Genomic DNA, 11,207 nt, shown 5'->3' with positions numbered 1-11,207 from the left:
ACTGGAAACAAGCCCTCGCCCAACTCGCCCTCGCTTACCCCGACCGCATCAACCCCCACCTATGAAAACCACCCAGAGGCACCCCGCTTACACAAACAACTTGACAGGCTCTGGATCCCGCCGGTACGCGGCAGCCCGAGCCGCCGCGATGATCGTCTTGTCCCCGCACCCAGTGAACGTCCCCTCATCCGGGTGGAGTTCCTCATCGACCGCGGACCGGTCGGCACTGGTAAGGCACGCGGTTTCCTTCACCAGCAGGGTCGCCCGCCACTCATTGAGCTGGCCGGTCTCCAGTGCCGTTAACGTGTGCGGCATCTCTGTCACCAGTGCCCGGGCCAATCCGAGCAGCCGGCTGCCGCGGGACGGGGACTCCCGCCGCGCCAACGCGACCTGCGCGCCAACACTGTTGCCTTGCTCCGTCGCGGGTACCCCGGCGTCGGCCTGGATTTGACGTTCGGAGACGTCGAAGGCGACAGCGATCCGGGCCTGCACCCCCGCAATAGCGGATTTGAGATCCTCCAAGCCACGGAGCTGATCAATCAACCCCGCGGAGGTCATGGCCGGCCTTAGCGCCTTCAAGGCGTCGAGCACCACCCGGATCCCACCATCAGCCACAGAACCAACCCCCGGAACACGGTAGGACCCCGGAACAGTGCTTGACCCGGCGCTAAATGCTCCACGCTGAGCCGTCCCCGGGAGGGGAAATCCCTTCCGGATCAATGCTGGAGCTGCGCTTCCGTCCATACCTCAATTGTCCCAAACCGCCCTGACATTTCGAGGACTGACCGCCCTATGTGGATAAATCTCTCGAACAAACCTTCGAACACGAGGAAGGAGCTCAAGGATGACTTCTGGATGGTTGCAAACACGCTGGGAGCCTTACGGAAAGACCTCCGGTGGGCTGAAGATGTGCCAAGGCACGGGTCAACGCGGACCCCATGACAAAGCCAATCACAGATGCCTCAGGAACTGGTGTGGACAGGATTCGAGACCATCGATGGTGTTGATCACCCGGCCCTCCAGGCCCGGCGTCTGCAAAGATGTGCGTGTCACAGCTCTTGGCCGACCATGGCAGCACCCGGATCCCGGACGATCAAACCTCTTACTTGTCCCCGTTCCGGCACCCTTGTTGCATGGATTAGCTCAGGGCGCGATCGGCCCAGAAAGCGATCCCCCTCTAACCCTGTACTTGAGGGGCGACGAGTGCGCAGGTCTGTGGCGAATGCGGAGTGTCCAGATTGCCGCAGCCCCAGCGGATGCCCCATGGATCACCAGGCTCGTGGTCGTTCAAGGCTTTGCCGCCCCGGTTGGACTGGCGGGTTTTCACGGGCCACCCGATGGAGGTGGAATTGTTGAAGTCGGATACAGAATCGACCCACTGCACCGTAGAAGAGGCTACGCCCGGCAAGCCCTCGAAAGGCTGCTCGCCGTCGCCAAGGCCCACCCGGCCGTCCAAACCATTCGTGCAACGATCAGTCCCATCAATCATGCGTCCCGCGCGCTTGTTCGAAGCTATGGGTTCACGGCGGTCGGTGAGCAGTGGGACGATAACGATGGATTGGAGATCATCTTCGAAATGGCTGCCAGCGATGTGAATAAGGACGCCGACCCGCAAAAGTCATAGCAAAAGCTAGCAAAGCCCGGGCGAAAAACCCTAGAAGAGCCGCGATTCGACGTCGTCGACGCCCCGCATCATGTCGTAGTCAAGGGTGAGACACTCGATGCCCCGATCCAGCGCAAGCACCCGGGCCTGCGGTTTGATCTGCTGCGCCGCAAAAACGCCGCGTACCGGCGACATCAGCGGATCCCGATTGAGCAGTTCAAGATACCGGGTCAGTTGTTCAACGCCGTCGATGTCGCCACGGCGCTTCAACTCGACCGCCACTGTGGCTCCCGTCGAATCGCGTGCGAGAATGTCCACCGGTCCGATGGCTGTCATGTATTCACGGCGAACTAGGGTGAAACCGGCCCCGAGCAGGTGGATCTGCTCGGCGAGGAGACGCTGCAGATCCGCCTCGACACCGTCTTTGACCAGACCAGGATCAACACCGAGATCGTGGGAAGACTCATGGATCAGCTCGTGGATATTGATGACGAGGCGGTCGTCGCTCTTTGCATGCTGGACGTTCCACACCTCGGTCACGCCCAGCTCGGTGTCAGCCCCGTCGGGGGTGATGATGCGCAGCGACGCCGGCGGGCTCATCCAGTTGAGAGGCTTGTAGGAGCCGCCGTCGGAGTGAACCAACACGGATCCGTCCGCTTTCACCATCAGCAATCGGGTAGCCAGGGGTAGGTGGGCTCGGAGGCGGCCGATGTAATCGACTGAACACTGGGCTATAACTAAACGCACCCTTGCACTTTACCGGTCTGGCTCCCGTTACCTTTCCACCGTCAGGAGCCCGGTGAGCCAACCGATCGATTCTTCGGGCAGACTTGATGCATGCCTCGCTCCAACCGTCCCCGCCGCCCCGGGACCCCGTCAGCGCAGCCTGGACGCAAGGCGGGACCAGTGCCCGAGATAGATCTGGAGCGGGCGCGGGCAGGAATCCCCGCTCGGGAAAGCGCTCCCGACGGCGAATGGTCGGTCCGGCGGATCACCGAACGCAACGCCGCCAAAGACTATGTCTGCCCCGGCTGTCATCGGGTGATCCCGCCCGGCCTGGCGCACCTCGTGGTGTGGCAGGAAGACTCCCTGTTCGGAGCCGCCGCGGGCCTGGCCGGCCGACGGCACTGGCACGTGAACTGTTGGCGATCGCGCAGCTACCGCTACTGAGCGGCCTCCGGCAGTTCCCCGTAGACTGAAACGATGACTTCCACCGCAACTCGTTATGAGTTCACTGATTCTGACGGACCCATGGACATCAGGGCAGCGACGGTCCTTCCGGCGGTCCGCACCGACATTGAGCTGCGGACGGCCGACGGGTTGACCCTGGTGGGCGAATTCGCCGAGCCAGTCGGCAGGAAGCCCTTGGCCACCCTGGTGACCATGCACCCGTTGCCGACCGCCGGTGGATTCATGGACTCGCATGTGTTCCGCAAGGCCTCCTTTAGGCTGCCTGCGCTGGCCGACATCGCTGTGCTGCGATTCAACACGCGGGGCACCTGCTCGCCCCGCGGCTGCAGTGAGGGTGACTTTGATGGCGGAGCCGCGGAGCGAGCGGATATCGAGGCTGCCGTCGCCTGGGCCGCCGACCGTCACCCGGAGAACATCTGGCTGGTGGGCTGGTCCTTCGGTACCGAGCTGTGCCTGAAGTACGGAGGCACCGAGCCCATCGCGTCGGCGATTCAGGGTGCGGTCCTTCTCTCACCGCCGCTGCACCGCGCGGGGGACGAGGATCTTAATGCTTGGGCGACCTCCGGGTTGCCGCTTAGGGTGCTGGTCCCCGAGCACGACGACTACTTGCAGCCCGCGGAGGCGGCACAGCGGTTTGCGCGAGTGCCCCAGGCGGACGTCGTCGGCGTCGACGGCGCCAAGCACTTGTGGGTCGGGGAGAAGTACGCCAGCCGCGTCCTCGACGAGATCACCGACACCGTTCTTCCCGGTACGTCCAGGCCGCTACCGACGACCTGGACCGGGCAAGCGGCCACTGCGTCCTAGGATCCGGCAGCTCCGCCGGAGAGTTATTGGCTGTCCTGACGGGCGATGAACACTTCTTTCAACAACAGCATCACAGCCGCGGCCGTCGGGATGGCGATGAGTGCGCCCAGGACGCCAAGCAGGCTTCCGCCAGCGATTACCGCAATAACCGCCACCGACCCGGGCACCGCAACGGCACGCTGCATGATGCGCGGCGAGATGAAGTACGCCTCGACCTGCAGATAGGCCAGGTACAGCACTGCAAAAAGCAGTGCGGTTTGCCAGCCAGCGGTGAGCGCCACCAGGGTCACGATCATTGCAGCGATCAGGGCCCCCACCAAAGGGATGAAAGCAAGCATCACGACGACGAACGCCAGCAGCACCGAGAACGGCACCTGCGCGATGGTCATGAAAATGAAGGCAAAGATCGCGTTGAGCAGCGCTACACAGGCCTGGCCGATCACGTAGTTGCCGACGCTGCTGGTAATTTCCTCTGCCAGCGATTCGACCCTCGGACGGCGCGAACGCGGGGCCAGCCGGTAGGCCCACTTTTTCATCGCTGGGAGCGAAGACAGGAAATAAAGGGTCAGGACCAGGACAATCAAGGTCCCGAACAAGCTGTTCACAATGACGGTGCCAACACCGAGCACGTCGCCGAAAATGCCGCCCACTGCCTCCGAGTTGTTGAAGAAGTTGTTCACTTCCTCGGTGACCCGCTCCCTGACCTGAAACTGCTCATCCACGGTCTGGAAGAACTCCGAGTTGAGGAAATTGTCAACAAAGCCCGGCGCCCGGTCAACAAATTGACTGGTTTGGTTCACGATCGTGGGAATCAGGGTGGCAAAAAAGGCAGCCACAACGCTCGCGAGGAGCAGCAGGGCAACGGCAATTCCTGCCGGGCGCGGAACCCGCTTCTTTTCCAGCCACCGGACAATGGGGTCCAGCCCCAGTGCGATGAACATCGCAGCGCCAATCCAGAGGAGCAGCTGACCGACGTTGGTAATCATGAAATAGGCGAGCAGCGCCAACCCGACGCCGACGGTTCCCATGAAACCAAAGTGGATCGGGTGGTGGCGCATGGAGCGGGGTTCGGAGTTGCCGAACATCAGCCGGTCGTCGCCAAGGGAAACATCAGCGTCGGTGGGTACCGGGGCCGGAATACGCTCCGGCGGGAACTCAAACCGGAGCCGCGGTTGTGCACCGGGGATCGGCCGGCGGAGTCCGCGGAAGATCGTCCGTATCAGGCCGCTTTGCGGCGCGTCTTCAGGAGTACCCGCCGATTCGGCGGCTGGTTCGTTGATCGAAGCGGCGGGACGGGGGAGGGGCTCGCCGGCCGGGACATCCTGGTTATTACTCACGCGTCATTCTGCTTTCCCAATAGAGCATGCGGCTGGCGGTAGGATTCCACGCCTCGTTAGCAAGGTTAGCGAAACACTAACAGCCTACTGAGGACTTGCCTCGCAGCGAAGCGCGCCCCGCGCCGTGTAGCAACGCAGCAGAGCACTACAGCACCAGCGACGCCCTCCACAGATTCCTGCCGCATCCGCGAAGTTCGTTACGATGGGACGCTAGACAAGCCCACGAGCAACGATAGGTATTTGAGTGCGTTTGAAGTTTGCAGTCCCCGCCCTGATGATCGGTGTGCTGTTGATGCTCGTGGGCATTGGGCAGCTCACCTTCTGGTCTCCTCCGGAGACCGTGACGGCAACCGTACCGGCCGGGTCGCAGAGCGGCCCGGTGACGGTGATCGACGCCGACGCCAAGGCTCCCGACGCCGACGACGTCGATATCACGGTACGCGCCGAGGGCACCTTTACCCTGGCGGTAGGCCGCGCCGGGGACGTCGACGCGTGGGTAGGCGACGCAGCGCATCTTCGAGTGACGGCCATTGACGAGGCTGGTCTGGAAACTACGTTCACCGACGGCGAGCAGGCAGTCCCGAACCCCAGCGGTTCCGACCTCTGGACCAGCGAGGAAACCGCCGATGGCAGCGTGACCCACCGCTGGCTGGATCCGGCTGACGGTGAATGGTCAATTTTGCTGGCCGCCGATGGGGAGAACCCCGCTCCCACCGATATTTCCGTCACCTGGCCGAACGACGCGACTACCGTCTGGGCTGTGCCGTTGATGGTGCTGGGCGCGCTGGCAGTGGTGCTCGGTATTGCCGTGTTCCTCGTGACTCCCAAGCGCAAGAGCCGCCCCACGGTGGAGGGTTCCCGCGCCCATCAGCGCCGGATGGAAACCCGTAACAAGTCGCGGCGGAACACCGCCGCGCCCTTCAGCGTGGCGGTTGTAGTAGTCGGACTGACCGCATCGGGAGGCGGGTTCGCCCACGCCGCGACAACTGGGCCCGCGACTACCGAGCCCGCGACAACTGGGCCCGCGACTACTGAGCCCGCCGAGGACCAAGCTCCGCCGGTGTTGCTGGAAAGCCAACTCGAGCGCATCCTCGCCTCGGTGGCGACCGTCGTCGCGGAAGGCGATGCGGCCTCCGACGCGGAACTGCTGGAGCCACGGGTAGCCGGGGCCGCGCTGGCCCTGCGGACCGCTAACTATGACGTCCGGTCCCAGACCAGCGATATCCCGGAGCCGACCCCGGTTGCTGCCGAGCCGGTGTTGACCTCGATGGTCTCGTCGGAGAGCGGCTGGCCCCGCACCGTCGTCGCCCTGACCCAGTCTGAAGACAACCCCGTTCCGCATGCGCTGGTGCTGGTCCAGGATGACCCGCGCTCCAACTATCACCTCAGTGCGGCAATTCAGATGCTTCCCGGCACCACCTTCCCCGGCTCGGACGGTGCCGCGGGAGTGGCCGAAGTACCCCTCGACGAAGCCCCCGGGCTAGCTCTGGCGCCCCAGACCGCCATGAACGCTATCGCCGATTTCCTTTCCGAGCCCGACGGCGACAACGCCGCTACCTTCGAAGAGAACTCCTTCGCGGATGCCGTCACCTCGTTCCAGGCCGACGTGGTGGCTGACCCGGATAATGACTCCGCAAAGATCACCTTCGTGCATGAGGCGGATCCCGACTTTACGTATGCCCTGTCCACCGGCGACGGCGGCGCCATGGTGTTCGGCTACCTCAACCACACCTATTCCAGCGTGCCGCGCGGAGCCGGTGACTCGATTGACCTCGATGGCACAGTGTATGAGGCACTGACCGGTGAAACCTCGACCGATGAGGGCATTGACGTGCGCTATGGCGAGGCGGTGATGTTGTACGTGCCGCCCGCCGATAGCGATGAACGCGTCACGGTGATCGGCGCTGCCCAGCAACTGCTCTCCGCTGAACTACGGTAATCACTGAACTACGGGTAATTTCAGCAGGACCCCAACGTATTAGGGTGGAACCATGAGTATTCCCAACAGCCGCGGTCCCCTTCCGCCGTCGTCAATGAACCTGCACGGAGCCGTTGACCTGTCAGCCTTGAAAGCCCGGGCCGATGCCGCCCGGACCGCCCAGCAGGGTGGCTCACCGACGCCGGGAGCGCCTCAACCGGTTGCCGTAACAGGAGCGGGAAGTCCCTACGTCGTCGAAGTGACGGAGCAAAGTTTCCCACAACTGGTGCAGCTCTCATCACAGGTGCCGGTCATCATGGACCTCAGGGCCAGCTGGAGCGAGGAGTCCTCGAGGGTCACCGCCGTCCTCGAGGCGATCACTGTCGAGCATGACGGCCGGGTGCTGCTGGCGAAAGTGGACGTCGAGGCGCAGCCCCAGATCGCGCAGGCCTTCCAGGCCCAGACCGTGCCGACAGCCGTTGCGGTCCTGAAGGGCCAGCCCGTCCCATTGTTTGAGGGTGAACTGCCGGAGGCCCAGATCCGCTCGTTCATTGATGAACTCCTGAAGGTGGCCAATACCAATGGAGTCTCCGGCTCATTGCGCGAAGGGGCCGAGGGGGAACCGGCTCCCGAGGAGCCACCCCTGCCGCCTCTCCACCAGGCTGCCTTCGACGCTATCGAGGCCGGCGACTACCCGGCCGCTGCGGCCGCCTACCGGCAAGCCCTCGCAGAACAGCCCGCCGACACCGAGGCCAAGGCTGGGCTCGCCCAGGTTGAACTGATGCAACGGCTCACGGACGTCGACGCCGAGGCCATTCGCCAAAGCGCCGCTGACGAACCCGAGTCGCTCGCGAGTCAGCTTGCTGTCGCGGACCTTGACATCTCCGGCGGTCACGTCGAGGACGGGTTCGCCAGGGTCGTCGCCTTCATCGGGCGGACAGCCGGTGAGCCCCGGGAAGCGGCGCGCGTTCGGCTGATCGAGCTGTTCGACGTCGTCGGCAGCAGCGATCCACGAGTGGCCAAGGCCAGGGGAGCTCTCGCCCGCGCCCTGTTCTAGACGTTTCATCCGCCCGACGGACCGTGGCAGGGGGTATTTAGTCCCTTTGGATGACGAGGAGTTGCCCCCGGCGTTGTTAGCGTTGAGGCATGAGCTCACCAACCCTGCCCTTATCTTCCGGGTCCGCCAGCAGTCCCGCCGCTCAGGAGAGCCCAGCGCTCGTGATCCGGGGTCTCGCCAAGCGGTTCGGCGAGAAAATTGCCGTCAACGGCGTGGACCTCGACGTTCCGGCCGGATCTTTTTATGGACTGGTGGGGCCCAACGGGGCGGGTAAAACCACCATGCTGTCGATGGCGACCGGCCTGCTTCGCCCCGACCACGGCCAGGTGTGGGTCCACGGGGTGGACGTCTGGGAGCGGCCCCTGGAAGCCAAGAAGCTGATGGGTATCCTGCCCGACGGCGTGCGGCTCTTCGACCGCCTGACCGGGGAACAGCTGGTCACCTACGCCGGACTGCTGCGCGGCATGGACCGCGACACGGTGGCCGAGCGGGTAGCTGACCTCCTCCGGGCCCTTGACCTGACCAACGACGCCGGGACCCTGGTGGTGGATTATTCAGCCGGTATGACCAAGAAAATAGCGTTGGCATCCGCCCTGATCCACGCGCCGTCCCTGCTCGTCCTCGACGAACCGTTCGAATCGGTGGACCCGGTCTCCGCAGCCAACATCCGCGACATTCTGCAGAGCTATGTCTCCTCGGGTGGTTCAGTCATTGTTTCCAGCCACGTGATGGACCTGGTGCAGCGGATGTGCGACCACGTCGCGGTGATTGCCGCCGGCGCGGTGCTTGCTGCCGGCACGGTGGAAGAGGTGCGCGGCGGGTCCAGCCTTGAGGACCGGTTCGTTGAACTGGTGGGCGGCCGGAACACGGCGGAGGGTCTGACATGGTTGCGCACCTCCTGAGGCTCAAACTCACCCTGCTCCGCAACTCCTTCAAGCGCAGCACCTGGGCGCTGATCGGGGTGATTCTCGGGGGCATCTACGGGCTCGGGATGCTGGGGCTGTTGGTTGTTGGACTGATTGTGCTTGGCACCGCCGATCCGGCTGTGATCCGCAACGTGCTGGTGATTGGTGGCTCGGCCGTGGTGCTGGGCTGGGTCGTGGTCCCGATGGTTTCCGCCGGCATCGACATGACCCTGGACCCAGCCCGTTTCGTCACGTTCGCCGTGCCGATGCGCCAACTGGTGGCAGGCCTGGCCCTTGGCGCCGTGATCGGCATCCCCGGGATCATTACCCTGCTCGCCTCACTGGCCCAGGTCGGAACCTGGATCCGTTATCCCGCCGCCGCTGCAGTGGCGGCGGTGTGTGCTGTACTCGCCGTGCTGCTTTGCGTCGTCGCGTCGCGCACTGCCGCCACGGCGGTCATCTCCCTGACCTCATCCCGCCGGTTCAAGGACGTCAGTTCCATGGTGGTGCTGGTCCCGCTCATCCTGCTGGGCCCGATCATCGCCGGGATTACAGCGGGCTTTGAACAGTCTCCGGGTTTCGCCAACGAGCTCGCCGTCATCCTGGGCTGGACGCCACTGGGCTACTTCTGGGCGGTACCCGCTGACGTGGCCGACGGCGCCTACCTCACCGCGGCGATCCGGTTTGCCCTGGGCATCGCTACCCTTGCTGCTCTTGCATGGCTCTGGAAGGTCAACCTGGCCCGAGCCCTGGTCACCCCCGCCTACAACGCGGTCACCCGCAAAGGCGCCGGTAACCTGGGATTCTTCAGCCGCTTCCCGGCCACGCCCACCGGGGCCGTCGCTGCCCGCGCGTTGACGTACTGGGCCAGGGATCCGCGCTACCTGGGCTCGATCGTGATCGTACCGCTGGTGCCGTTGCTGATGCTGTTCTGGTCCTACCAATCCGGTGACTACACGACGCTGAACTTCGTGGGACCGATCATCGCCTTCCTGCTCTCCTGGTCCATTTCGGCCGATATTTCGTATGACAACACGGCATTCTGGCTTCATCTCTCGACCGGTGTGACCGGGCAGGCCGACCGGGCAGGCCGTGCGCTGGCCGTCGGCGTGCTCTCGGCTCCGGCAGTGCTGGTCTTCACTGTGGTTCCGCTGTGGATCTCCGGCAACCTCGCGGACCTACCGATGATGCTGGGCCTGTCGGTGGGTGTCCTGCTGACCGGGATCGGGTTTGCCAGTGTGGTGTCGGCGCGGTACACCTACAACGTGCCCCTGCCGGGGGAGAGCGCCATGAAGACCCCACCGGGCACAGGTTTCTCGATGCTCGCGATCCAGTTGATCGGCTGGCTGGTCCTGCTCGCCCTGATGCTCCCCGAACTGGGTCTTGCCATTGCCTACGTTGCTACCGGCAATAGCGCCTTCGGCTGGCTTACGCTGGTGGTGGGTGGTGTCCTCGGAACCGCCTTCCTCCTCGGCGGGGTGAAGGTGGGCGGACGATGGTACGACCGGAGGGCGCCCGAGCTGCTGCAGGCGGTGTCCGTCAACAAATAGGACGCACAGGTTAGGACATTTGATGGAAGTTGTCATCCTCCCCGATCCGTCGGCCATTGCAGCTGTGGCGGCGAATGCCATCGAAGCCCTGATCCGGCAGAAGCCGGCAGCGGTGTTGGGGCTTGCTACCGGGTCCTCGCCGCTGGGGGTTTACGACGAACTTGTGGACAGGTGCCATTCGGGCGGCCTGAGCTTTGCCGACGTCGTGGGGTTCGCGCTGGATGAGTACGTCGGCCTTCCCGCGGGACACCACCAGTCCTACCGGGAAGTGATCCGCAGGGAGTTTACCGACCGGATCGACATCAACCCGACCAATGTTCATGGCCCGGATGGTACCGCCGGGGACATTCCCGCCGCCTGCGCCGCGTTCGAGGAGGCTATTCGCGCGGCGGGCGGAGTGGATCTCCAGCTGCTCGGGGTGGGCACCGACGGCCATATCGGTTTCAACGAACCAGGCAGTTCGCTGGCGTCCCGGACGCGGATCAAAAGTCTTGTCGACCAGACGCGCAAGGACAACTCGCGCTTCTTCAACAGCATCGACGACGTGCCCCACCATGTGGTGACGCAGGGCCTGGGCACCATCATGGATGCGCGGCACGTCGTGCTGATTGCTACCGGTGCGCAGAAGGCCCGGGCGGTCCACGACCTTGTCGAAGGCCCCGTGGCCGCGATCTGCGCGGCGTCAGTGCTGCAACTCCACCCCCACGCCACGGTTCTGATCGACGAGGCAGCCGCCTCGGGGTTGAAACTCGCCGACTACTATCGCCATACTTACGCCAACAAGCCTGCCTGGCAGGGAATCTAACGACCCCGTGCCACCGGCCGCGCTCCGCCGGGGACCG

10 protein-coding genes and 1 pseudogene are annotated in these 11,207 nt (G+C 64.2%); 8 read left to right on the top strand and 3 right to left on the bottom strand.

Features of this window, described 5'->3' with window-relative positions:
- Window positions 1-102 precede the first annotated feature (102 nt).
- Window positions 103-558: pseudogene (locus tag ACX80G_RS07895) on the bottom strand (HNH endonuclease); the annotation flags it as partial.
- A 664-nt stretch (window positions 559-1,222) separates the two neighbouring features.
- Here ACX80G_RS07895 and ACX80G_RS07890 point away from each other — a divergent pair.
- Complete coding sequence (locus ACX80G_RS07890; protein ID WP_459307019.1) at window positions 1,223-1,624, top strand: GNAT family N-acetyltransferase; 402 nt, start codon at window positions 1,223-1,225, stop codon at window positions 1,622-1,624.
- 30 nt (window positions 1,625-1,654) lie between these two features.
- Here the strand turns inward: ACX80G_RS07890 and nucS are convergent, their stop codons facing one another.
- On the bottom strand, window positions 1,655-2,350 hold the full coding sequence (gene nucS / locus ACX80G_RS07885; RefSeq protein ID WP_459307017.1) for an endonuclease NucS: 696 nt from the start codon (window positions 2,348-2,350) through the stop codon (window positions 1,655-1,657).
- Between the two features lie 90 nt (window positions 2,351-2,440).
- Here nucS and ACX80G_RS07880 point away from each other — a divergent pair, with 90 nt between their 5' ends.
- Together ACX80G_RS07880 and ACX80G_RS07875 are read left to right on the top strand one after the other, a co-directional pair.
- On the top strand, window positions 2,441-2,773 hold the full coding sequence (locus ACX80G_RS07880; RefSeq protein WP_459307015.1) for an Rv1322 family protein: 333 nt from the start codon (window positions 2,441-2,443) through the stop codon (window positions 2,771-2,773).
- A gap of 33 nt (window positions 2,774-2,806) precedes the next feature.
- Window positions 2,807-3,598, top strand: a complete 792-nt coding sequence (locus ACX80G_RS07875; RefSeq protein ID WP_459307014.1) for an alpha/beta hydrolase — start codon at window positions 2,807-2,809, stop codon at window positions 3,596-3,598.
- A gap of 23 nt (window positions 3,599-3,621) precedes the next feature.
- Here the strand turns inward: ACX80G_RS07875 and ACX80G_RS07870 are convergent, their stop codons facing one another.
- Window positions 3,622-4,935 (bottom strand): AI-2E family transporter, encoded by a 1,314-nt coding sequence (locus ACX80G_RS07870; RefSeq protein WP_459307012.1) that lies wholly within the window; start codon window positions 4,933-4,935, stop codon window positions 3,622-3,624.
- 244 nt (window positions 4,936-5,179) lie between these two features.
- On the opposite strand from ACX80G_RS07870, the gene ACX80G_RS07865 reads away from it, so the two are divergent.
- The 5 genes from ACX80G_RS07865 (at window position 5,180) to nagB (ending at window position 11,170) form a co-directional block, all read left to right on the top strand.
- Window positions 5,180-6,874: a DUF8094 domain-containing protein gene (locus tag ACX80G_RS07865; protein WP_459307010.1), complete on the top strand. Its 1,695-nt coding sequence runs from the start codon at window positions 5,180-5,182 to the stop codon at window positions 6,872-6,874.
- 52 nt (window positions 6,875-6,926) lie between these two features.
- Window positions 6,927-7,910, top strand: a complete 984-nt coding sequence (locus ACX80G_RS07860) for a tetratricopeptide repeat protein (RefSeq protein ID WP_459307008.1) — start codon at window positions 6,927-6,929, stop codon at window positions 7,908-7,910.
- 89 nt (window positions 7,911-7,999) lie between these two features.
- A complete protein-coding gene (locus ACX80G_RS07855; RefSeq protein ID WP_459307007.1) occupies window positions 8,000-8,812 on the top strand; it encodes an ABC transporter ATP-binding protein in 813 nt (270 codons plus the stop codon).
- Window positions 8,794-10,365 (top strand): transporter, encoded by a 1,572-nt coding sequence (locus tag ACX80G_RS07850; RefSeq protein WP_459307005.1) that lies wholly within the window; start codon window positions 8,794-8,796, stop codon window positions 10,363-10,365. Before ACX80G_RS07855 ends, ACX80G_RS07850 begins: the two co-directional genes overlap by 19 nt.
- Before the next feature lie 22 nt (window positions 10,366-10,387).
- Window positions 10,388-11,170: a glucosamine-6-phosphate deaminase gene (nagB, locus tag ACX80G_RS07845; protein WP_459307003.1), complete on the top strand. Its 783-nt coding sequence runs from the start codon at window positions 10,388-10,390 to the stop codon at window positions 11,168-11,170.
- The last annotated feature ends 37 nt before the right edge of the window (window positions 11,171-11,207 follow it).

The sequence above is a fragment of the Arthrobacter glycogeni genome (genome assembly GCF_054510815.1).
Note: the sequence above shows the minus strand (reverse complement) of the source record. Positions and strands in the feature narration are given on the sequence as shown.

Coding starts and splice junctions, on each gene's coding strand:
- ACX80G_RS07890 (WP_459307019.1), top strand. CDS start 1,223: ATGCGGAGTGTCCAGATTGCCGCAGCCCCAGCGGATGCCCCATGGATC.
- ACX80G_RS07880 (WP_459307015.1), top strand. CDS start 2,441: ATGCCTCGCTCCAACCGTCCCCGCCGCCCCGGGACCCCGTCAGCGCAG.
- ACX80G_RS07875 (WP_459307014.1), top strand. CDS start 2,807: ATGACTTCCACCGCAACTCGTTATGAGTTCACTGATTCTGACGGACCC.
- ACX80G_RS07860 (WP_459307008.1), top strand. CDS start 6,927: ATGAGTATTCCCAACAGCCGCGGTCCCCTTCCGCCGTCGTCAATGAAC.
- ACX80G_RS07855 (WP_459307007.1), top strand. CDS start 8,000: ATGAGCTCACCAACCCTGCCCTTATCTTCCGGGTCCGCCAGCAGTCCC.
- ACX80G_RS07850 (WP_459307005.1), top strand. CDS start 8,794: ATGGTTGCGCACCTCCTGAGGCTCAAACTCACCCTGCTCCGCAACTCC.
- nagB (WP_459307003.1), top strand. CDS start 10,388: ATGGAAGTTGTCATCCTCCCCGATCCGTCGGCCATTGCAGCTGTGGCG.